General features: G+C 70.6%; 17 protein-coding genes and 1 pseudogene. 10 read left to right on the forward strand and 8 right to left on the reverse strand.

Features of this window, described 5'->3' with window-relative positions; translation table 11 throughout:
• The first annotated feature begins 3 nt into the window (after positions 1-3).
• The 7 genes from ACTMS0_RS26970 (at position 4) to ACTMS0_RS27000 (ending at position 6,944) form a co-directional block, all read left to right on the forward strand.
• Positions 4-867 carry an SCO3242 family prenyltransferase gene (locus tag ACTMS0_RS26970; RefSeq protein WP_441158074.1) on the forward strand — a complete coding sequence of 288 codons (864 nt, stop codon included), beginning with the start codon at positions 4-6 and terminating at the stop codon, positions 865-867.
• Positions 864-1,763, forward strand: coding sequence for a sugar phosphate isomerase/epimerase family protein (locus tag ACTMS0_RS26975; RefSeq protein WP_441158075.1), 900 nt, complete (start codon positions 864-866; stop codon positions 1,761-1,763). Before ACTMS0_RS26970 ends, ACTMS0_RS26975 begins: the two co-directional genes overlap by 4 nt.
• The gene (locus tag ACTMS0_RS26980) at positions 1,763-2,368 is read left to right on the forward strand and encodes an EboA domain-containing protein (RefSeq protein WP_441158076.1); all 606 of its coding nucleotides are present in this window, start codon (positions 1,763-1,765) and stop codon (positions 2,366-2,368) included. Before ACTMS0_RS26975 ends, ACTMS0_RS26980 begins: the two co-directional genes overlap by 1 nt.
• Positions 2,368-3,237 carry a TatD family hydrolase gene (locus ACTMS0_RS26985; RefSeq protein ID WP_441158077.1) on the forward strand — a complete coding sequence of 290 codons (870 nt, stop codon included), beginning with the start codon at positions 2,368-2,370 and terminating at the stop codon, positions 3,235-3,237. The genes ACTMS0_RS26980 and ACTMS0_RS26985 overlap by 1 nt, the downstream gene beginning before the upstream one ends.
• On the forward strand, positions 3,237-4,448 hold the full coding sequence (gene eboE, locus ACTMS0_RS26990; RefSeq protein ID WP_441158078.1) for a metabolite traffic protein EboE: 1,212 nt from the start codon (positions 3,237-3,239) through the stop codon (positions 4,446-4,448). The genes ACTMS0_RS26985 and eboE overlap by 1 nt, the downstream gene beginning before the upstream one ends.
• Positions 4,445-5,836 (forward strand): alkaline phosphatase family protein, encoded by a 1,392-nt coding sequence (locus tag ACTMS0_RS26995; RefSeq protein ID WP_441158079.1) that lies wholly within the window; start codon positions 4,445-4,447, stop codon positions 5,834-5,836. Before eboE ends, ACTMS0_RS26995 begins: the two co-directional genes overlap by 4 nt.
• Positions 5,837-5,900: 64 nt before the next feature.
• Entirely contained in the window at positions 5,901-6,944 is a 1,044-nt protein-coding gene (locus tag ACTMS0_RS27000; protein WP_441158080.1) for a family 2 encapsulin nanocompartment cargo protein polyprenyl transferase, read from the forward strand.
• 398 nt (positions 6,945-7,342) lie between these two features.
• On the opposite strand, the gene ACTMS0_RS27005 is transcribed toward ACTMS0_RS27000, so the two are convergent.
• The 8 genes and pseudogenes from ACTMS0_RS27005 to ACTMS0_RS27040 form a co-directional block, all read right to left on the reverse strand.
• Positions 7,343-8,401, reverse strand: coding sequence for a hypothetical protein (locus ACTMS0_RS27005; RefSeq protein ID WP_441158081.1), 1,059 nt, complete (start codon positions 8,399-8,401; stop codon positions 7,343-7,345).
• 146 nt (positions 8,402-8,547) lie between these two features.
• Positions 8,548-9,342, reverse strand: a complete 795-nt coding sequence (locus ACTMS0_RS27010) for an ABC transporter ATP-binding protein (protein ID WP_441158082.1) — start codon at positions 9,340-9,342, stop codon at positions 8,548-8,550.
• Between the two features lie 7 nt (positions 9,343-9,349).
• A complete protein-coding gene (locus tag ACTMS0_RS27015; RefSeq protein ID WP_441158083.1) occupies positions 9,350-10,354 on the reverse strand; it encodes an ABC transporter substrate-binding protein in 1,005 nt (334 codons plus the stop codon).
• A gap of 55 nt (positions 10,355-10,409) precedes the next feature.
• A complete protein-coding gene (locus ACTMS0_RS27020; protein ID WP_441158084.1) occupies positions 10,410-11,189 on the reverse strand; it encodes an ABC transporter permease in 780 nt (259 codons plus the stop codon).
• 406 nt (positions 11,190-11,595) lie between these two features.
• Positions 11,596-12,657 carry a multicopper oxidase domain-containing protein gene (locus ACTMS0_RS27025; protein WP_441158085.1) on the reverse strand — a complete coding sequence of 354 codons (1,062 nt, stop codon included), beginning with the start codon at positions 12,655-12,657 and terminating at the stop codon, positions 11,596-11,598.
• Between the two features lie 127 nt (positions 12,658-12,784).
• A pseudogene (locus tag ACTMS0_RS27030) lies at positions 12,785-15,055 on the reverse strand (OmpL47-type beta-barrel domain-containing protein); the annotation flags it as partial.
• 260 nt (positions 15,056-15,315) lie between these two features.
• On the reverse strand, positions 15,316-17,769 hold the full coding sequence (locus ACTMS0_RS27035) for a ThuA domain-containing protein (RefSeq protein WP_441158086.1): 2,454 nt from the start codon (positions 17,767-17,769) through the stop codon (positions 15,316-15,318).
• Positions 17,770-18,348: 579 nt separating this feature from the next.
• Positions 18,349-19,371 carry a LacI family DNA-binding transcriptional regulator gene (locus ACTMS0_RS27040; protein ID WP_441158087.1) on the reverse strand — a complete coding sequence of 341 codons (1,023 nt, stop codon included), beginning with the start codon at positions 19,369-19,371 and terminating at the stop codon, positions 18,349-18,351.
• Positions 19,372-19,497: 126 nt separating this feature from the next.
• On the opposite strand from ACTMS0_RS27040, the gene ACTMS0_RS27045 reads away from it, so the two are divergent.
• From ACTMS0_RS27045 to ACTMS0_RS27055, 3 genes are read left to right on the forward strand one after another with little or no spacing between them, the layout of a single operon-like run.
• On the forward strand, positions 19,498-20,649 hold the full coding sequence (locus ACTMS0_RS27045) for a Gfo/Idh/MocA family protein (RefSeq protein WP_441158088.1): 1,152 nt from the start codon (positions 19,498-19,500) through the stop codon (positions 20,647-20,649).
• A complete protein-coding gene (locus ACTMS0_RS27050; protein ID WP_441158089.1) occupies positions 20,646-21,827 on the forward strand; it encodes a dihydrodipicolinate synthase family protein in 1,182 nt (393 codons plus the stop codon). The genes ACTMS0_RS27045 and ACTMS0_RS27050 overlap by 4 nt, the downstream gene beginning before the upstream one ends.
• 17 nt (positions 21,828-21,844) lie before the next feature.
• Positions 21,845-22,654 (forward strand): sugar phosphate isomerase/epimerase family protein, encoded by an 810-nt coding sequence (locus ACTMS0_RS27055; RefSeq protein WP_441158091.1) that lies wholly within the window; start codon positions 21,845-21,847, stop codon positions 22,652-22,654.
• Positions 22,655-22,727 lie beyond the last annotated feature (73 nt).

The following is a 22,727-nucleotide window of genomic DNA, read 5'->3' on the forward strand; positions in this document are numbered from 1 at the left end:
CGTATGCCGTCGCTGACTGATTTTGCGGAGCTCGTCCGGGCACCGGCGGCGCTGTCCACGCCCGGTGACGTGGTGGCCGGTGCCGCCGCAGCCGGTGCGCTGGATCGGCGGGTGCCGGCGCTGGCGGGGGCGTCCGTGCTGCTGTACTGGGCGGGTATGGCCGCCAACGACTGGGCCGACCGCCACCTCGACGCGGTCGAGCGGCCGGAACGGCCGATCCCCAGTGGTCGTGTAGCGCCCGCGGCCGCGCTGGGACTGTCCGCCGGGCTCACCGCGGCCGGGCTGGCGGTCGCCGGGCTCGTCGGAGGCCGTCGCGCGCTCGCCACAGCGGTACCACTGGCCGGCGCCGTGTGGGCCTACGACCTGGCCGCCAAGAACACCTCCGCGGGGCCAGCGGTGATGGCCACCTGCCGAGGGCTGGACGTACTGCTCGGAGCGAGCGGCGGGCAGCGACGCCGGGCGGTGCCAGCTGCGATCACCGTGGCGGCACACACGTACACCGTGACCGCCCTGTCCCGACGGGAGGTGAAGGGCGCGGACCGGCGGTTGCCGATGGCCACGCTGGCCGGTACGGCGGCCGTTGCCGCCGCGACCATCTCCGGCGGCCGTCGCCAGCGCGGTTGGCGCACCCTCGTTCCCGCGGCGCTCGCGGGCTGGTACGCCGCTCGGTATGGGGGTGCGCAGGCCCGGGCGGCGGCGGACCCGACGGCCGCACACGTACGGGCCGCGGTGGGGGCGGGCATCGTCTGGCTGCCGATGCTGCAGGGCGCGCTCACCGCCCGAGCGGGCGCGGCGGCGCTGGGCGTCGCCGTCGCGGCCGCCGCCCCGCTGGGTCGCCGTCTCGCCCGGAAGCTGTCGCCGACATGAGTACGGCGACGGCCCAGCCGCAGCCGCGGTTCGGGTACGGCACGAACGGTTTCGTCAACCATCGGTTGGACGACGCCCTGGCGGTCCTCGCCGATCTCGGCTACCAGGGGGTTGCGCTCACCCTGGACCACGACCATCTCGACCCGTTCGCGCCGGATCTGGCCCACCGTGTGACGGCGGTCCGCCGCCAGCTGGACGCCCTCGGCCTCGCCGTGGTGGTCGAGACCGGTGCGCGGTACCTGCTGGATCCGTGGCACAAGCACTCCCCCACGCTGCTGGACGACAACGCCGAGCTGCGGCTGGAGTTCCTGCGGCGGGCCGTCGCGATCGGCGCGGACCTGGGGGCGGAGGCCGTCTCGTTCTGGGCGGGGGTGCGCCCGCCGGACGTCGACCCGACCCGGGCCTGGGACAGGTTGGTCGCCGGCTGCGCCGAGGTGGTCGCGGCTGCGGACGCCGCCGGAGTACGCCTCGGCTTCGAGCCAGAGCCGGGAATGCTGGTCGAGGACATCGCCGGCTGGCGCCGGCTACATCGGGCACTCGGCGAGCCGACCGCCTTCGGCATCACCCTCGACATCGGGCACTGCCGCTGCCTGGAACCGCTACCCGTGCCTGAATGTGTGGCCGAAGTGGCCGAGCACCTGGTGAACGTACAGATAGACGACATGCGCCGCGGTGTGCACGAGCACCTGGAGTTCGGCGAGGGTGAGATCGATTTCCCGCCGGTCCTGGATGCGCTCACCGACGCGGGGTACCAGGGGCTGGTCGCGGTGGAACTCCCCCGGCACTCGCACGCGGCGCCCACCGTGGCGAGGCGGTCGCTGGACTTCCTGCGCGCCGCCGCCGAGCGAACCGCCATGTCAGGCCCCACGTTGGCCACCGCCGGAAGGGAGAAATGATGAACCCGGAACGACTGCGTGCCGCTCTGCGGGGAGCATCCGATCCAAGCTGGCTGGACGACGCCTTGCGCGCCGTGACCGCCGACCCCCGCACTATCACCCGGTTCTTCCCGGCGGCGGGCCGTCGGTGCGGGCGGGCGGCGCTGGCGGAGGCGCCGGGTTGGACGGCCGACGAGGCGGCGCGAGCCCTGCTGCTGACCGCGCTGCCCGCCGATGAGGTGGCCGGGCAGGTGGATCTCCTCTACCGGCATGGGGATGCGGCGGAGAAGCGGGCGGTGTTGAAGGCGTTGCCGCTGTTGCCGGTCGGTGCGGCGGGCGTGCCGCTGTTGCACGACGCGATTCGTACCAACGACACCCGGCTGGTGGCCGCCGCGCTCGGCCGGTACGCCCGACACCTCGATGCGTCGATGTGGCGGCAGGCGGTGCTCAAGTGCGTCTTCATGGGTGTCCCGCTCGCCGCCGTGGACGCGCTCGACGAGCGGGCCGACGGCGAGCTGGCCACCATGCTCGCCGGATTGGCCGACGAGCGCGCGGCCGCCGGGCGGGACATGCCGGCGGACGTGATCGACCTGCTCACCCGGCTGCGCGCAATTCAGGAGGCGTGATGCGTATTTTCGACCCGCACATCCACATGACCTCTCGGACGACGGATGACTATGAGCGGATGGCCGCGGCCGGCGTGCGGGCGGTGGTGGAGCCGGCGTTCTGGCTGGGTCAGCCGCGCACCAACGTCGGCTCGTTCGCCGACTACTTCGACTCGTTGATCGGGTGGGAGCCGTTCCGGGCGGGGCAGTTCGGGGTGCGGCATCACGCCACGGTGGCGTTGAATCCGAAGGAGGCCAACGACCCGCGCTGCCGGCCGGTGCTGGATCTGCTGCCCCGTTATCTGAACAAGGACGCGGTGGTGGCGGTCGGGGAGATCGGCTACGACTCGATGACCCCGGCCGAGGACGAGGCGTTCGCCGCGCAGCTCGCCCTGGCCGTCGCGCACGACCTGCCGGCGCTGGTGCACACCCCGCACCGGGACAAGGCCCGGGGGGTCGAGCGGAGCCTCGCGGTGGTCGCCGAGTCGGGCATCGAGCCGGGGCGGGTGGTGCTCGACCACCTCAACGAGGTGACCGTGAAGCTGGCCCGGGACACCGGCTGCTGGCTCGGCTTCTCCATCTATCCCGACACGAAGATGTCGCCGCCGCGGATGGTGGAGATCCTGCGCGCGTACGGGACCGAGCGGATGCTGGTCAACTCGGCCGCCGACTGGGGGCGCTCGGACCCGCTGCTCACCCGGGCCACCGCCGAGGCGATGCTGCTGGCCGGGTTCACCGCCGACGACGTCGACCGGGTGCTGTGGCGCAACCCAGTGGAGTTCTTCGGCCAGTCCGGCCGCCTCGACCTGACCGACCTCACCCTTACCGGTGATGGCGCGGGCCCGCCCGCGACGTTCGCGGGGAACTCGATCCTGCGGGGAGGCAGCTGATGCGCCTCCGCCACCGGGACGGGCAAACGGTTCACCTCGGCTACTGCACCAACGTGCACCCCGCCGAAGACCTGACCGGCATCGTCACCCAACTCGACACCTACGCCGTGCAGGTGCGGGAGAATCTCGACGCCGACGTGCTCGGCCTCGGACTCTGGCTCGCCGCGCCGGTCGCCGCCGAACTCGCCGCCGACCCGGCAGCTCGCCGCCGCCTGGGCGGCGAACTGACCGCCCGCGGCCTGGAAGTGGTCACCCTCAACGGGTTCCCCTACCGGTCGTTCCAGGCCCCGGTGGTCAAGCACGACGTCTACCACCCCGACTGGACCACCCCCGAGCGGCTGGCATACACCCTGGACCTGGCCCGGGTGTTGGCCGACCTGCTCCCCGACGACGCCGCCCGGGGCTCGATCTCGACCCTGCCGCTGGCCTGGCGGCAACCCTGGAACGACGAGCACGCCGACGCCGCGGCCCGCAACCTGGACCACCTCGCCGCCGAACTGGCCGAGCTGCACCGACACACCGGGCGGACGGTACGGGTCGGCTTCGAACCAGAACCCGGGTGCATCGTCGAGAGCACCAGCCAGGCCGCCGCCCGGTTCGCCCGGGTGGACAGCGACTGGCTGGGCGTCTGCTTGGACCTGGCGCACCTGGCGTGCGCCTGGGAGGAGCCGGCCGAGGCGCTGGGCCGGCTGCGCGCGGCCGGTCTGCCCGTGGTCAAGGTGCAGCTGTCCGCCGCGCTGGAGGCCGCCGACCCGCTCACGGCCGCTGACACGCTGCAGACGTATGTCGAACCGCGGTTTCTGCATCAGACCCGGACCGCCGCGGCTACCGCCGCCGCCGATCCGGCCGACCCGCGGCACGCCGCCGACGACCTCGACACCGCGCTGACGACGCTGCTGGCCGAGCCGGGCCGTCGGTCGACGGGGCCGTGGCGGGTGCACTACCACGTGCCCCTGCACGCCGCCCCAGCGCCGCCGCTCACCGCCACGACGCCGCTGCTGCGGGACGCGCTGCGCGAACTGTTCGCCGGCGAGCGCGCCGGCTGCGATCACCTGGACGTCGAGACGTACACCTGGGGCGTGCTGCCACCGGATCAACGCCCACGTTCCGAGCCGGAGCTGGCCGCCGGGATCGCCGCCGAGCTGGCGTTCGCCCGCGACGAGCTGACCGCGCTCGGCCTGGGCGCACCGACCCCGGCGGTGACCGCATGAGGCGCTTGGTGGTGTTGGACGTGGTCGGGCTGACCCCGCGGTTGTTGGCGCACATGCCGCGGTTGCGGGCGGTCGCCGACGGCGGCTTCATCGCCGAGTTGGGGACGGTGTTGCCGGCGGTGACCTGTTCGGTGCAGTCGACGTTCCTCACCGGTGAGCTGCCGGCGGGGCACGGGATCGTCGGGAACGGCTGGTACTTCCGGGACCTTGGCGAGGTGCTGCTGTGGCGGCAGCACAACGCCCTGGTCGGTGGGGAGAAGCTGTGGCAGGCCGCCCGTCGCGCCGAGCCCGGCTACACGGTGGCGAACGTCTGCTGGTGGTACGCGATGGGCGCGGACGTGGACTGGACGGTCACCCCCCGGCCGGTGTACCACGCTGACGGGCGTAAGGAACCCGACTGCTACACCGACCCACCCGAACTGCACGACACGCTCACCGCCCGGCTGGGCACGTTCCCGCTGTTCACCTACTGGGGGCCGGGCGCCGGGCTGGCCTCGTCGGCGTGGATCTGCCGGGCCGCGCAGCAGATCCTCGCCGACCAGAACCCGGACCTGACCCTGGTCTACGTCCCGCACCTGGACTACGACCTGCAACGGTACGGCCCCACCTCACCCCGGGCCGCCGCCGCCGCAGCCGAGTTGGACGGTGTGCTCGCACCCCTGCTCGACGCCGCTCGCGCCCGGGACGCCACCGTGGTGGTGCTGTCGGAGTACGGCATCACCGACGTGTCCCGACCCGTCGACGTCAACCGGCTGCTACGCGCCGAAGGGCTCCTCCGCGTGCACACCCAGGCCGGGATGGAATACCTCGATCCGTGGACCTCCCGCGCGTTCGCCGTCGCCGACCACCAGATCGCTCACGTCTACGTCCGCGACCCCGCCGACCTGCTGGCCGTGGCGAAACTCTGCGCCAGCCTGCCCGGCGTCGCCGAGGTCCTCGACATCGACGGCAAGACCACACACGGACTGAACCACGACCGCGCCGGTGACCTCGTGCTCGTCGCCGAACTGGACGCCTGGTTCACCTACTACTACTGGCTCGACGACACCGCCGCCCCCGACTTCGCCCGCCTGGTCGAGATCCACCGCAAACCCGGGTACGACCCGGCCGAACTGTTCTTCGACCCCGCCGCACCCGGCGCCGCCAAACGCCGCGCCGCACTCGCCCTGGCCCGCAAGAAACTCGGCATGCGCTACCTGATGAACGTGATCGGACTCGACGCCGGCGCCCGAGCCGTCCGCGGCTCACACGGACGACTACCCAGCGACCCCGCCGGCGGGCCCGTGCTGCTCTGCTCCGACCCGACCGCCACCCGGGACCGGATCGCCGCCACCGACGTCAAGGACCTGCTGCTCGAACTGGCCGGGCTGGGCGGGGGGAAGACATGACGGTGGCGGCCGCCGTGGCGGGACTGCCGCCCACGCCGTCCCGCCTGCTCCGGACGGTGGACCGATGAGTACGTCGATGCAGCGGGTCGGTGGCCGCCGGTCGACCGCGGAGGTGCTCGCGTTCAGCCGGAGCCGGGTCGAGCCGGCGCTGCGCGCCGCCGTCGACGCCCTGCCCGGACCCGTCCGGCAGGTCGCCGGCTACCACTTCGGCTGGTGGGACGAGCACGGCCACCCGGCCCGGTCGGACGGCGGCAAGGCGTTGCGGCCGGCCCTGGTCCTGCTGGCGGCGGAGGCAGTCGGCGCGGATCCCGGTACGGCGGTGCCAGCCGCCGTCGCGGTGGAGCTCGTGCACAACTTCTCGCTGCTGCACGACGACGTGATGGACGGCGACGTGACCCGCCGGCACCGTCCGACGGCGTGGCGGGTGTTCGGGCAGGCGGCGGCGATCCTGGCCGGGGACGGCCTGCTGACCGGCGCGCTCGACGTCGTCACCGCGAGCGGTCATCCGTCGGCGCAGCACGCCGCCCGGATGCTCATCGGCGCCGTGCAGGACCTGGTGGCCGGGCAGAGCGCGGACATGGGGTTCGAGATCCGTAGTGACGTGGAGTTGCCGGAATGCATCGACATGGCGCGGGCGAAGACCGGCGCTCTGCTCGCCACCGCCTGCGCGCTGGGAGCCCTGTACGGCGGGGGCCGCCCCGACCAGGTCGAGCGGTTCAGAGCCTTCGGTGACCGGCTCGGCCTGGCGTTCCAGCACGTCGACGACCTGATCGGGATCTGGGGCGACCCGTCGGTGACGGGTAAGCCGGTCTACTCGGACCTGTACAGCCGGAAGAAGTCGCTGCCGGTGGTGGCGGCATTGACGTCGGACACCGCGGCAGGCCGGGAGTTGTCCGCGCTCTACCACGGCGGGCAGCCGCTGACGGAAGGCGAGGTGTCGCGGATGGCGGAACTGATCGATGCGGCGGGCGGGCGCGCCTGGAGTCGCGCCCAGTCCGATGTCCTGCTTCGAGAGGCGTTGGAGCACTTGGCCAGCGCAACACCGGCACCCGGCGCCGCCGCTGATCTGGACGCTCTCGCAGCGCTGATCGTCGGCCGTCACCACTAACGACTTGGTGCACGATAGCCACCGGGCCGCGCCGGGTCCACATCGACGACTTGGCCAACCCGGCAAGGTTGTCGACCCGCTCACCGGAGACGAACTCGAGCGGCACCCAGGCGTCCTCCGCCGGGTCCCCGGTGTCGTGGAGGCCGTCGTACCGCAGCCCGCTGGCGCGCACGTGGATGGTGCGGAAGACCTCCGGTTGGCGCCAGTCCTGCGCCCGCAGCCGCGTCTCGAGGTCCAGCTCGAACTGCAGGCAGCGCCGCAGCTTCGACTGGTCGAACCGGTCGGAGATGCCGAGCAGGGTCCCCGTGCGCAGCAGCGTGGGCATGCGGCCGACCGCCGCGGGGTCCGTTGCGCAGCGCGCGACGGTCCGGCAGGGTCCGGCAGCGAGCCGCGGTAGGTCAGGCTTCGCGGCCACCACACCAGGCGTGCACGCCGGTGGCCAGTGTCGCCACCGCCAGTCCCGTCACCGCCGCGACGGCGAACCCGGTGGCGGTCAGCGCCGTCGCCAGGACGCCGGCGGGAAACCAGGTCCAGACCGGAATTTGTCGGGGCGGCTTGCCACGTCGGCGCCGCCACGCCTCGGTCGCCATCGGGATGATCAACGGCGGCAGGGTCGCGGCGAGCACCGACAGCCAGGACAGCAGCAGGAGGTCGAAGCGGGCGACGGCCAGGGCCGTGCCGGGCACGGCGATCGCCAGCATGCCGGCCGAGGTGGGCAGTTCGGGCCAGACCGCGCGCAGCGCTAACGCGCCGGAGTACGTCGTGGTCAGCGCGGGGGCGAAGACCGCTGCGGTGACGAACAGGTTGCCGTACGCGGCCACGCCGTCGGTCGTGGCCAGGACCGTGACGACGTCGGTGGAGCCGGTGCGCAGCCACACTCCGGCGCCGGCCGCGATGACCAGGGCCGCTGGCGCAACCAGCAGCAGGACGCACCAGGTGAGGTCCCGGCGGCTGGACAGCCCACGACTGAAGTCGGGGGCCCGAAGCGCGAAGACCGACACGTAGCCGGCGATGGCGGCGACGTCGGCGGCGGTGCCCAGGCCGCCGAGCGCCATGGTCACCGGCGGCGTCGACGGTCTCAGCCGAGCCACGCAGATGGCCACCAGGGCGAGCGCCGCCAGCGTGGTGATCACGGCGATGCGGTTGCCGACTGTGGGCGAGGCGTAGGACACGGCGAGGACGGCGACGGCGAGCAGCAGGGCGCCCGCCGGGCCGGGTAGTCCGGACACGGTGGCCAGGGAGGCGCCGCCAAGCCCGACGTTGACGGCGTTCCACCCGACCATCGCGGCGGCGAGCACCCCGCCGAGGAGAGTCCGCCCCACCCGTGGCAAGTAGCGGGGTGCGACCTGGGTCAGCGTCCCACCTTCGCCGTACGGCGGGTGTACGCCCAGGGCGCCCTGTCCGAAGAGCAGGAAGGCCATCACCGCGACGCCGCCGACGAGGCCGAGCAGCGGCACGGCGCCGCCGTGGCGGTCGGCGATCCCGGCACCCAGGATCAGCGCCGCGGGGGCCGCGCCGAGTCCCAGCCATGCCCCGGCGGCGTCGGTCCACCGCCGGGGTTGCTCCGCCCCGGCGGTGGACCGACTCGGCGCCGTGCCACCGGTCAGTGGTTGGCTCCCGAGCCGAGCAGACCGCGGATCTGCGTGGCCAGCCGGTCGAACCGTTCGTCCGACATCACCTGCGCGTAGTCGCGCTCGGGCGGGAGGTCGACCGGGAAGGTGCACACGATCCGGCCGGGCCGCGGGCTCATCACCTCGACCCGGGTGCCGAGGAAGACCGCCTCGGCGATGGAGTGGGTGACCAGCAGGATGGTGGTCCCGGTCTCCCGCCAGATCCGGTTCAACTCGGTGTTGAGCTGCTCGCGGGTGAGCGCGTCGAGCGCTCCGAACGGCTCGTCCATGAGCAGCACCGGCGGCTGGTGCAGCAGCGCGCGGCACAGGGCCACCCGCTGTTGCATACCGCCGGACAGCTCGTGCGGTAACGCCTTCTCGAAGCCGGTCAGACCGGTGAGTTCGATCAGCTCGTCGGCCCGGCGGGCGGCCGTCGCCCGGTCCAGCCCGCGCATCTCGGCCTGCAGCAGGATGTTCTTCCGAACGCCCCGCCACTCGAGCAGGGCGGCCCGCTGGAACACGAAGCCGATGTCCTTCTGCGGCTGACGGACAGGCCGACCGAGCAGGGTGACGGTGCCGCTGCTGGGCTTCACCAGGCCAGCGACGATCTTGAGCAGGGTGGACTTGCCGCATCCGGACGGCCCGACGATGGTGATGAACTCACCGGGCTCGACCCGCAGGCTGACATTGTCGACCGCCGTGGTCTGGGACCGCTTGGACTGGAAGCGAACCGTCAGGTCGGTGATGTCGACGGCGTTACCCGTCAACGTCGCGGCCGCAGTTGACATGACCACCTCACCCCTCGTTGCCGTAGGAGCCGTCCCAGTACGTCGACGGGCCGCCGGCGTCCTTCAGCTCGGCGTACTGGCTCATCAGGCTGATGGTCTCGGTCCACTTCGCCTCGGTGTTGACCCCCGGCTTGCCGCCGGAACCGACGTCGAGCAGCGGCACGGCCAGCGTCAACTGCTCGACCAGCACCTTCTTCTCCGGCTCGTTCTCGGCCAGTTCGGCCATCGCGTCCGTGGCGCCGGGGATGTCCTTGGCCGCCTCGGTCCAGGACTTCTGCGTTGCGCGGGTGAACGCACGCACCAGGTCCGGGTCCTTGCTGAGCGTGCTGTCGTTGACCACCAGGCCGGTGCCGAGCATGTTCATGCCCCAGTCGGCGTAGAGCAGGTAGTCGACGTCCTTGCCGGTCCGGGCCTCGATGGTCGGCGCCTGGTCGTGGAAGAAGCCCTGGATCGCGTCGACCCGCCCCTCAGCGAGAGCGGCGATCTTGCCGGCCGCGTCGAGGTTGACCACCTTGACGTCGGATTCGGAGAGTCCGTTGGCCTTGAGCCAGGCGGGGAAGGTGGCGTAGATGGCGTCGCCCGGGGTGCCGCCGACGGTCTTGCCCTTGAGGTCGGCGGGCGACTTGATGCCCTTGTCCGCGAGGAACTCGATGGACGCGGGGCCCTTCTGCAGGAACACCCCCACGCTCTTGACCTTCATGCCGGTGGCGATGCCCTTGAGCAGGGGCGGGGTGTCGGCCCAGCCGAAGTCGGTCTGCTCCTGCGCCACCGCCTGGATGGTCTTGCCGGACCCACCGCCGGGGCTGATGGTCAGGTCGATGCCCTCCTCCTCGTAGAAGCCCTTCTTGAGTCCGTAGTAGAACGGGGCGTGCTCGCCGTAGGGCACCCAGTTCAGAGTGAGGGTCACCTTCTTCTTGCCGTCGGCGGTGGTCGGCTGCTCATCGTCGTTGCCGCAGGCGGCAACCGATCCCAACAGCAGCAGCGCGGCCGCGGTGAATGCGAGACGTCTCATGGGTGATGCCTCCTGAAAGCATTCGGTGGAATGTGAGTGGGATGTATGCGGCGGGTCAGGACGTGGTGAGCGGTACGCCGGTGCGACGGCTGGGGTGCCAGGGAATGAGCAGCGCCTCCGCCACCTCGACGATGACGAAGAGCACGATGCCGATCAGCGACATCAGGAACAGGTCGGCGAAGAGCAACGCCGCGTCCAGGTTGCCGTTGGCCAGCAGGAGTACGTAGCCGAGGCCCTCGTCGGCGCCGACGAACTCGCCGACGACCGCGCCGACGACCGCCAGGGTCACGGCGACCTTGAGCCCGGACATCAGGTGCGGCAACGCGTTGGGGAACCGGATCTTGCGGAAGGTCTTCCACGGTCCGGCACCCATCGTCGCCGACAGGTCGAGCAGCTCCGGATCCGTCGATCGCAGTCCGGCCACGCCGGAGATGACGACCGGGAAGAACGCGATGAGTACGGCGAGGACGATCTTCGGCGTGAGCCCCACGCCGAACCAGACGACGAGCAGCGGCGCGATCGCGATCTTCGGGATCACCTGGGCGAAGAGGACGATGGGGTAGATCGCCTTCTCCATAGTGCGGGAGTAGGCGATCAGGATCGCGGTGCCCAGACCGAGCAGGGCGGCCAGGACGAAGCCGATGACGGTCTCGTACAGCGTCACGTAGGTGTTGCGCATCAGGAACGACCAGTCCTCGATCATGGTTTCCCAGACCTGACCGGGGGTGGGTACCAGGTAGTTCGGCATGTACTCGCGCTCGGCGACGAACCACCAGCCGGCGAGGACCGCGGCGAGCAGGAGCGCCGGCCGCCAGAGCGCTTCGACGAAGCGCACCAGTCGCGCCCCCGGACGGGCGGCGGGCGGCCCGTCCTCTCGATTGGGCGAGGTCGTCGCAGGTGCGCTGGCCTCGGTGGACACCCGCGTCGCTGTCCCGGGCTGGTCGTCGGCAGCCAGGCCAACGCCCTGGTTAACCGCTTGGTGTGACACGGGCACTCCTCCTCGATGTCGGATCGCAGTGGGGCAGCTGCGTGCTTGGCCCGTCTGGCCCTGGAAAGGGCTTTCCCCAGGAGATTTACATGACCGTAACTACACTCGCCGACTCCGTCAACGGCTTCTTGGATTGACGTAACCGCAACGTCGACGATGGGAGCGCTGCACCGCCGGCCCCGTGGGTCGGCGGTGCAGCGCTGGCGTTCACGCTCCAGCTGCTGGCCCGGGACGGCCATGCCCTCCGGTGGGGTCAGTTGTGCTGGTGTCCGTCGCCGCCGGTGGAGGCCGGCTGCGCCGCCGGGTGGTGACCCTGTTCGTGGCCGGGCATCATCGCCCCGGTCTCGTCCAGCACGTGCACCATCGTCGACATGCCGGCATCGGAGTGGAACTGCATGTGGCAGTGCAGCATCCAGTGCCCGGGACCGACCGAGTCACCCGCGGTCACCTGGAACCCGAACGAGTCGCCAGGACCGAGAGTCTTGTTGTCGATGATCGGAATCGAGTCGGCCAGCACACCGTTGTTGTCGACCAGGCCGGTGCGGGTGTCCGCCCAGGAATGGCCGTGCAGGTGGAAGGTGTGCATGTCGTTGCCGATGCCGATGACGATGAACTCGACCTTCTCCCCTTGGCGGGCCACCAGACAGGTGGGCCCGGGCTGCGGATTCTGCTGGTCGCACGTGTCGGTCGCGTCCCCGCGTCGCAGATTGATGGTCTGCCGATCGCCGAAGGCGGTGACGTAGGTCCGATCCGGCTTCGGATCGCCCGGTCGGCGCACTACGACGCCACCGAACAGCCCCGCTCCGAGGCCCTGTGTTCCATGCGGCCCGCCGACGACGTGGTCGTGGTACCACCAGTAGCCGGCCGTCCCCTGCGACCCGCTCTTCTTGTCCCGGGTCTTCGCAAACCAGGTGTACGTGCGCGACTCGCCTGGCGGGACGAACGACTGGCTGTGTACGGTGCCGTCCGACAGCTGGGTGTACTTCACGCCGTGCACGTGCAGTGACACACCCAACGGGTGTTCGGGGTCGGTGCGCAGCTGGGCCAGGGTCGCGGCCGGCACATGGTTGTGCAGGGTGATCGCCAGGCACTCCCCCTCGACCATCTCGATGGTCGGACCCGGGTAGGAGGCCGCGTCCGGGCGTAGGCCGTAGCCGAGCCGGATCTGGTTCGTGGCTGGGTCGCGGGGTAGTTCGACGGCGTGCAGTTGCAGGGTGCGGTTCGGCTTCGTGCAGCCCTCCGGCAACTCGGGTTGGCGCAGCTGGGAGCTGACTGCGGCGGCGGCCAGGCTTCCTCCGCCGATCAGGACCTCCACGAGGACCAGCGCGACGACCAGGGCGTACGGTGATCGCCGAGGCCGTCGGCGCGGTGCTTGCGCTTGCTCAGAGTCGTTCACAAGGATCCCTTCTCCGCTCACTGGTCAACTAGCGGTTCTTGTTGTCCTTGGGCTTGCCGACGCCCGACCGGGCGGCGGCGCTGATCAGGGCGGCGTGCTCCTTCTGGTTGATGACTCCCGCCTCGCGCAGGTGCCCGGCCACCATTTCGACGTGCTTGACGAACTGGCCGTGGTTGGCCCAGTCACGCTCGTCCTCGATGAGGTTGTTGATGGTGCAGTCACCGTCCACGACGCGGTTGGGCACGCCGCTGTCGACCGCTCCGATCATCACCGTGGGACGGGTGTCGGGCGTGCAGTTCGGTCCCGGTCCGTTGGCGAGGACGGTGAACGTGACCGACCCGGTGCCGGAGGTGTTGCCCGCCTGGTCGGTGGCGCGGTAGCTCACCGTGTGCTGACCCGGCTGGTTCACCGTCACCGGCGCGCCGTACACCGCGTACGGGGCCCCGTCGATCGAGAACTCCACCCGGTCGACGCCCGACTGGCTGTCCGCGGCTGACAAGGTCACCGTGGCCGCACCCACGTACGCGCCGTCGCCGTTCTGCTGACCGGCGACGGAGGCGCTCACCGTCGGCGGCGTGGTGTCCGGTGCCGGCGGCTCCACCACCGTGAACGACACCGACTGCGCCGCCGAGGTGTTCCCCGCCTCGTCCGTGGCCCGATAGCTCACCGTGTGCGCCCCCGGCTGGTTCACCGTCACCGGCGCCGAGTACACCGCGTAGGGGGCCCCGTCCAGGGAAAACTCCACCCGATCAACGCCGGAGCCGCTGTCACTGGCCGTCAGCGTCACCGTCGCCGCACCGACGTAGGCGCCGGAACCGTCCCGCTGACCGGAGACGGCAGCGGTCACCGTCGGCGGCGTGGTGTCCTGCGGCGGCGCGGATACCACCGTGAACGACACCGACTGCGCCGCCGAGGTGTTCCCCGCCTCGTCCGTGGCCCGATAGCTCACCGTGTGCGCCCCCGGCTGGTTCAGCGTCACTGGCGCCGAGTAGGTGACGTACTGGCCGCCGTTGAGCGAGTACTCGACCCGGTCGACGCCGGAGCCGGTGTCGCTGGCCGTCAGCGTCACCGTCGCCGCGCCGACGTAGGCGCCGGAACCGTCCCGTTGACCGGAGACGGAGGCGGTCGCCGTCGGGGGTGTGGTATCCGGCGCTGGCGGCTCCACCACCGTGAACGACACCGACTGCGCCGCCGAGGTGTTCCCCGCCTCGTCCGTAGCCCGATAGCTCACCGTGTGCGCCCCCGGCTGGTTCACCGTCACCGGCGCCGAGTACACCGCGTAGGGGGCCCCGTCCAGGGAAAACTCCACCCGATCAACGCCGGACTCGGTGTCCGACGCTGACAGGGTCACCGTCGCCGCACCCACGTACGCGCCGGAACCGTCCCGCTGACCGGAGACGGAGGCGGTCACCGTCGGGGGTGTGGTATCCGGCGCTGGCGGCTCCACCACCGTGAACGACACCGACTGCGCCGCCGAGGTGTTCCCCCCGGAGACGGAGGCGGTCACCGTCGGGGGTGTGGTATCCGGCGCTGGCGGCTCCACCACCGTGAACGACACCGACTGGACCGCCGAGGTGTTCCCCGCCACGTCCGTAGCCCGGTAACTCACCGTGTGCGCCCCCGGCTGGTTCACCGTCACCGGCCCGGAGTAGGTCCCGTACGTACCACCGTCGAGGGAGTACTCGATCCGCCCCACCCCGGAACCGTCGTCGGACGCCGACAACGTCACGGTCGCGGCGCCCAGATACGCGCCGTCGCCGTCGCGCTCACCGGTCACCGAGGCGGTGACCGTCGGCGGCGTCGTGTCTCCCCCGCCGGCGGTGACGATCAGTTCCCCGCTCATGCCCCCATGACCTGGGATCGCGCAGTAGTACCAGTACTTGCCGGGGCTGAGGACCACGTCGACCTGGTGGCGTCCGCCGTTGCTGTCGTACGGGTCGGCCAGGATGTCCACGGTGACGTCGTTGTTGTAGCCGGGTTCGGTCCGGGAGAACGTGAGGGTGTGCTGCATGCCCGTGGTGTTGCCCGTGGCTGTGCTGTTCTCGAAGACGATGGTCGTCGCCCCGGCGACGGCGGTTGTCGGCGCGGACAGGTACTCCATGAAGTTGTCGCCCGCCGTCCAGGTGAGCACCTGAGCTTGAAGCTGCGCCGGCTGCTGTGCTGCCGGGGCAGCTACGGCGGCCGGCGGGCGGGCGTTCGCCGGCAGGCTCGCGAGCCAGAAGATGGAGGTCAGGGCCACCACCGCGGCCCACGCCACGAGCGGTGATCTCACCGCACGGGGCAGGGCGGAGGCGATGCCGGGAAGCAGGTTGGACATGGGGCATTCCCTCTCATGCTCGACGTAGGCGGTCGGTGCCAGCACCGACGGCCCACGGGTCGCGACGTACGGCTGCCGTATCCGGGCGTCACTCGCCGGTGGAACCGGGCAGCGGTCCCACACTGGTCGTCGTTTCTGGCAGCGGTCGGCGCCGGTGAGTCAGCCGCGCCAACCATTGCCCGGAGGCCGGTCCGCACCGTCGGCTACGGTGCGGACCGGCGAGCGTGGCTACGCACGCTCCGGCTGACGCCGCTTGTCGGCTACTTGCCGACCTTGGATCGTGCGGCGGCGTTCACGAGGCTGCCGTGTTCGCGGCCCGTGATGACGCCCTTCGCCTGGAACTGGTTGGCGACGTCGCTGACGGTGCTGACGAAGTCGCCGTGGTTGGTGAATGGGGCCTCGTGCCCGATGACGTCGAGCAAGGTGCAGCCGTCGCCGAAGTCGTAGTTGGGCACGCCCGAGTTGACGGTGCCGAACGAGACGACCTCGTTGGTGCCGTGGCCGTCGAAGCACCGGTCTCGCGGTGTGGTCGGCTGCGGGCCGCCGATGTAGTCGATGCGGTAGATGCCCGCGTTCCGGTTGTGGGAGCCGCGACCGACCCCGCTGCCGTCGCCGAAGTCCATGATGTACAGCGACCCGTCCGGTCCGAACTCGGAGTCGAACGGTCCGTGGTACTCCTGGTTCGGCAGGAAGGAGTTGATCGACAGCGGATCCCCGGCGTCGAGGGAGGGGAACCTGTCGCTGGGCGCCGCCTCGTCCAGGACGCTGATGGTCTTGTACCAGTTGGCGCCGTACTCGGAGATGAACCACTTGCCGTCGTAGTACTCGGGGAACTTCGTGTCGGAGTCGAGGTTCTCGTCGTACTGGTAGACCGGGCCGGACATCGGCGCGCCGCCCCGGAGCTCGGGGAACTCCGCCAGACCCCAGTCTCCGCGCCGGTCGCTGGTGTACCAGATGTCGGCCGGCTGGGCCGGGGGGAGGTTGGTCAGGCCGGTGTTGTTGGGCGAGTCGTTGACTGGCGCGGCGCAGTTGTACGGCGCACCCGACTGCCCGGTGGCGAAGTTGTAGTCGACGTAGGGCACGTTCGGGCCGACGCAGTACGGCCAACCGAAGTTGCCCGCCTTGGTGACCCGGTTGAACTCCACCATGCCGGAAGGACCGCGCAGCGGGTTCGTGGTGCTCGCGTCCGGGCCGTAGTCCGCGATGAGAAGCGCCTTCGCTTCGCGGTCGTAGTTGATGCGGAACGGGTTGCGGAAGCCCATCGCGTAGATCTCCGGCCGGGTCTTGCCGCCGCCCTGCTCGGCGCCGGTGAACAGGTTGCCCGCCGGGATCGTGTACGTGCCGTCGTCCTCCGGGTGGATACGGATGATCTTGCCCCGCAGGTCGTTGGTGTTACCTGCGGTGGCCTGAGCGTCCGCCGCGCGCCGGCCCGGACGCTCGTCGAGCGGCGAGTAGCCCTGCTGCTCGAACGGGTCCGCGTTGTCACCGGTCGCCGCGTACAGGTTGCCCGCGTCGTCCATGGTCAGCGAGCCGGCCATGTGGACGTTCGCGCGCAACTCGTTACGCCAGATCGGGAACCTGAGCAGCTTCTTCTCACTGGCCATGTCGAGCGTGTCCCCGGTCAGGGTGAACCGGGACAGGTTGAAGTTCGCCCCGGTCTGCCCCGGTGCCACCGGGTCGGTGTACAGCAGGTAGACCCAGCCGTTGTCGGCGAAGTCGTTGTCGATGGTCAGGCCGACCAGGCCGTCGGAGTGCCGGCCGGTGTCCAGGTTCAGGCGCAGGTCGCCGGCGAGGGAGGTGACCGGCGGGTTCTGGTCCTGGTGGATCAGCTTGATCTGCCCGGTCCGCTGGATGTACATGACCCGGCCGTCCGGCAGCGGCGCGAGCTCGTACGGATCCGCGATCGTGGCGTCGCCCTCGAGCTTGACCGTGCGGAAGCTGTCCCATTCGGTGGCGCCGCAGTCGCCCGGCGCCACCCCGGCGGACCACTCGATGCCGCCGAGCAGGTGCTCACGGAAGAGGGGCTCCGAGAAAGCGGAGGCGTGGTGTCCGCTGGCGGTGTACCAGGACCGGCCACCGTCGTAGACCTGGCACCAGGAGTGTGCGTGCTCGGGGCCCTCGTTCAGGCCGCTCGGATTATCCGTCGTCCGGATCTCGGTGAGGACGTGGACGTTACCGTTCGGCGAGGCCTGCCAGTTGTACCACTCCTCCGTGCGCTCCCACAGCTGCGGAAGGTCCGCGGTGGACGGGTGGGCCCGGTCGAGGACCTCGATCCGCCCGGGGCGCGGGCTCGGGTGGTTCTCGAACTCGGCGCCGACGAGCTGCTCGTACCAGTCCCAGTCGCGCTCGCTGGCGGTGGCGGCGTGCAGGCCGGCGAAGCCACCCCCGCCCCGGATGAAGCGCTGGAACGCCGCTCGTTGGTCGGCGTTGAGCAGCGCCCCGCGCTCGGGCGTGGAGTTCGTGTTGTTGAAGATGATGACGTCGAACGGGCGAAGACCCTTGTCGGTGAAGATGCTCGCGTCATCCGTCGCCGTGACGGCGAAGTTGTGCTCCCTGCCAAGCTCCTCGATCGCCTCGATCCCGGCCGGAATGGAGCTGTGGTAGAAGTTCGTGACCTTCGAGAACACCAGTGCGTTGAAGCGCGGGGCTGGTTTCGGCTCCGCGTTGGCCGTGGTCGGGGCGAGCGGCAGGATGAGCGCGATGGCGGCCGACACGCCGAGCAGCCTTCGCGCGAGTCGCGGGCGGCTTGTGGGCGGGGGATCTGTGCTGCGATCCATGTTGTCTCCCAGGTGGATACGGAACCGCGAACAGTTACCTGATCTTGACGATGTACCCGGGTAAGCCTTTTCCTAGGAAAGCGCTTGCCAAGTTAAGCAAAAGTTACGACGACGGTCAAGGGAGGTCACAGCCCGTCAAGGATCCGCGGCATGGGCCTCTCAGGCGCCGCAGCGAATAGGGCTTGACCAGGCACAATGGCGGTTGCCGCCCCCTGCTCGCGACCCAGGGAAGATCCGCTGGCCAACGTCCCTCGCGAGAGAGAACGGTTCGCGCCCGGCGGGTGTGCTGGCTCCGGCCACCCGGCCGGGACTGCGAAGGCGGTGAGCGAGGAAGCCGACGACAGGCCCGTTCCCCGTACGTTCCCGCGAGCCGCATCGCGCTGCTCCGGTAGGCGCGGTCAGCCGCCGCCAGGACCTCGCGACGTCGCGCCCGGCTCAGGTCAGGCAACGGATGGGTGCGACGGGTACGGCACCGGGCAACCGCCCGGCACGGTCATTGATAGATGCTGAACGACGTCATGGCCGGGGCGGGCCGGAACTCTCCCGCCGGATGAGTTCCGCGCCCATCTGCTCGATGCGCGGCCCGTCGCCGTCGGCCGGCGGTTGCAGCGCGAGGGTGACGGCGCAGGCGCCCATCTCGGCGAGGGGAAGCCGGACGGTCGTGAGCGTGGGAGTCACGTCGGAGGCGATCGGCATGTCGTCGAAGCCGACCACGGTGATCTCGTCGGGCACGGCGATACCACGGGAGCGCAGCAGTGCGAGGGCACCGACGGCCATGGAGTCGTTGAGCGCCGCGATGGCGGTCAGGTTCGGCTCGGCGTCGAGCAGCGCGGCCGCCGCGGCGGCTCCGCTGGTGCGGTCGAAGTCGCCGTAGGCGATGCGTCGGGTGGGGATCTGCCGCCGGTGGTCGCGGGCGGCGCGGCGCAGGCCGACGATGCGGTCGGTGGTCGTGGTCAGCTGCTTTGGGCCGGCGATGACGCCGATCCGCCGGTGGCCGAGCGTGTACAACTCGTCGCCGAGAAGGTAGCCGCCCTTCTCGTTGTCGGGTACCACGGCGTCGCCCACGTATTCGTGTCTGCCGATGACGGCAATGCGCCCGCCGGTGGCCTGGTAGACCCGCAGTTTGCTGTTGAGCGTGGTGGTGAAGGCGTCGTCGTGGTAGCCGGAGCCGGTGAGGATGATGGCGGCGGCCTGGTGGGCGCGCAGCAGTTCGACGTACTCCAGTTCCTTGTCCGGCTGTCGGTAGCTGTTGCAGATGATGACGAGCCGGCCGTTCTCGGTGGCCACCCGTTGCAGGCCACGGGTGATCTCGGCGAAGTACGGGTCGGAGACGTCGTGCACGATGACGCCGATTGCGCTGCGGTGCGAGCGCGCCAGGAGCTGGGCGTGGGCGTTGGGCACGTACTGCAGCTCCTCGACCGCCGCGAGGACCCGCAGGCGCAGGGCCTCCGCCACCGGCTTGCTGCTGCCGTTGACGATGCGGGACACGGTGGCCGGGGAGACGCCCGCCCGGCGTGCGACATCAGCAAGCGTCGCCATGTAGACCCCTCCCCGTGATGCCAGCAACCCCTTTCCCGCATCATAGCGGAGAGTGAGGAAAGCCCTTGCCCTCGGGGATCGCCGACGGCTACGGTACCAGGAAAGCGCTTACCAAGGAGGCCTTGCATGTCCCGTACCACGATCGGGATCGTGATCAACGGCGTCACCGGGCGGATGGGTTACCGGCAGCACCTCGTCCGGTCACTGCTGGCGATTCGTGAGCAGGGCGGCCTGCCGTTGCGCGACGGCAGCCGACTGTGGCCCGAACTGCTCCTGGTCGGACGTAACGAGACCAAGCTGCGCGAGATCGCCGACCGGCACGGCCTTACCGGCTGGAGCACCGACCTCGCGACCAGCCTCGCCCGCCCGGACATGCACATCTACTTCGACGCCCAGGTCACCAGCGAGCGGGAGAAGTCGCTGCGTTCCGCGATCGAAGCCGGCAAGCACATCTACACCGAGAAGCCGACCGCGGAGGACCTCAGCGGCGCGGTCGATCTGGCTCGCCGGGCCGACGCGGCCGGCCTGAAACACGGCGTGGTGCAGGACAAGCTCTTCCTTCCTGGATTGCGCAAACTCGATCGGCTGGTCAAGGGTGGCTTCTTCGGCCGCGTGCTGTCGATCCGCGGGGAATTCGGCTATTGGGTCTTTGAGGGCGATTGGCAGCCCGGGCAACGCCCGTCCTGGAACTATCGGGTGGCCGACGGCGGAGGTATCACCTGCGACATGTTCCCGCACTGGCACTACGTGCTGGAGCAGATCTTCGGCCGGGTCACCGCAGTCACCGCCCACATCACCACCCACATCGACCAACGCTGGGACGAGGAGGGCGCGCCGTACCGGGCCACCGCCGACGACGCCGCGTACGGCATCTTCGAGATCGAGGGTGGGATCGTCGCGCAGATCAACTCGTCGTGGGCGGTGCGTGTCTACCGCGATGAGCTCGTGGAGTTCCAGGTCGACGGCACACACGGCAGCGCGGTGGCGGGCCTGCGCAACTGCCGTATCCAGCACCGGGCCACCACCCCCAAACCGGTGTGGAACCCGGACCTGCCATCCACCGAGGACTTCCGCGCCCAATGGCAGCTGGTGCCCGACAACGACGAATTCGACAATGGCTTCAAGGCCCAGTGGGAACTGTTCCTCCGCCACGTCGTCGAGGACACGCCCTACACCTGGGATCTGTGGGCGGGTGCCCGCGGCGTCCAACTCGCCGAGCTGGGTGTGCAGGCCGCCCGTGAGGGCCGGCGCATCGAGATCCCGGAGCTGGATCGATGAACAATGCGGTCACCCTGCCGCGCGGACGGCTGGTTCTCAGCGGCGCGGGCGCCGAGTTCGCGGCACCCGGCCCGCAGTTCACGACCCGTGTCGCTTACGCGGCGGCACACGTCGTCGCCGACCCCGCAGCTGACAATTTCCCCGGCCGGCCAGCGGCGCTGGATTGGGACGCCACCCTGGCGTTCCGGCACCACCTGTGGCGGCACGGCTTCGGCGTCGCCGAGGCGATGGACACCGCCCAACGCGGTATGGGCCTGGACTATCCGACGACCCGTGAGCTCGTCCGGCGCAGCGCCCGGGAAGCACGCGAGGCCCGCGGCCTGATCGTCGCCGGAGTGGCCACCGATCAGCTGCCCGACGGCCCCGCCACCCTCGACGAGGTGCGCAAGGCCTACCGCGAGCAGCTCGACGACGTCCAGGACGCCGGCGCCCGACCCGTGCTCATGTGCAGCCGCCATCTCGCCGCGGCGGCGACCAGCCCCGACGACTACCTGAGCGTGTACGGCGAACTCTTACGTCACGCCGACGGGCCGGTCGTGCTGCACTGGCTCGGGCCCATGTTCGACCCGGCGCTCGCCGGTTACTGGGGCTCACCCGACCTCGGCACGGCCACCGAGGTCGTGCTCGCCCTGATCCACGCGCACGCGGGCAAGGTCGACGGCATCAAGGTGTCGCTGCTCGACGAGGAGTTCGAGGTCGCGCTGCGCCGCCGGCTGCCGGCGGGCGTACGTCTGTACACCGGCGACGACTTCCACTACCCCGCCCTGATCCGGGGCGATGGGCCCCGGCCGGAGCCCTCTGGCCGGGTTGGCCGGACCTACTCGGATGCTCTTCTCGGCATCTTCGCCGCCATCGCGCCACCGGCGGCGGCCGCCCTACGGGCACTGGACGCGGGCGATCTCGACCGGTACGAGCAGCTCTTCGCCCCGACCGTACCGCTGGCCCGGCACATCTTCGGCGCACCCACCTATTACTACAAGACCGGCATCGTCTTCCTCGCCTGGCTCGCCGGCCACCAGGAGCACTTCACCATGGTCGGTGGCCTGCACAGCGGGCGGTCTCCACGGCACCTTGTCGAACTCCTGCGGCTGGCCGACGCCGCCGGGCTGCTGCCCGACGCGGAACTGGCCGCGCACCGGGCACGTGCCTGGCTGACCACCGTGGGGGTGCCGCAGTGAGCGCCGGGGCGCAAGCGCTGGCTCGCTTCTCCTTCAACCAGGCGACCGCGAAGTACTGGCCGATGGAGGACCTCGTCGCCGGGTGCGTCGATGCCGGGGTCACCGGCGTCGGCCTGTGGCGGGAAGAGGCCGCCGCGTACGGCGTGGAGAAGACGGCGTCGCTCGTACGCGACGCCGGGTTGGCGGTCACGTCGCTGTGCCGCGGTGGCTTCTTCGACGCCCCCGGCTGGTTCGATGAGAACCGACGCGCCATCGACGAGGCGGCCACGCTCGGCGCGCCGACGCTGGTGCTCGTTTCCGGCGGTCTGCCGGACGGCAGCCGCGACCTCGACGCGGCACGCGAGCACGTTGCCGAGGCGATCGGGGCGCTGGTACCCCACGCTCTCGACGCCGGCGTGCAGTTGGCGATCGAGGCGCTGCACCCGATGTTCTGCTCCGACCGATGCGTGGTGGCGAGCCTCGGCCAGGCACTGGATCTCGCGTCGCCCTATTCCCCGCAGGCGGTGGGGGTCGTTGTCGACACCTATCACCTGTGGTGGGACGACCAGGTATGGACCCAAATCGACCGGGCCGGCCGGGAAGGGCGCATCGCCTGCTTCCAGGCCGCCGACTGGATCACGCCCCTGCCCGAAGGCGTCCTGCTCGGGCGAGGGTTGCCCGGCGAGGGCTGCGTGCAACTGCGCCGGTTCCGGGAGGCGGTTGACGCCACCGGCTACACCGGTCCGGTCGAGGTGGAGGTCTTCCATGCCGGGTTGTGGTCCCGGCCCGGGCGAGAGGTGCTCGAAGCATCGATCGCTGGATACCTGGAGCATGTGGCCGAGCGCTAGTGCCTTGACCACGAACGTTCATGGTGTCGAGCAGGCAGTAGCCTCGGCGCGGTGACGGAGGACGACTTCATGA

This window comes from Micromonospora sp. H33 (genome assembly GCF_052068455.1).
Classification (GTDB): Bacteria; Actinomycetota; Actinomycetes; order Mycobacteriales; family Micromonosporaceae; genus Micromonospora.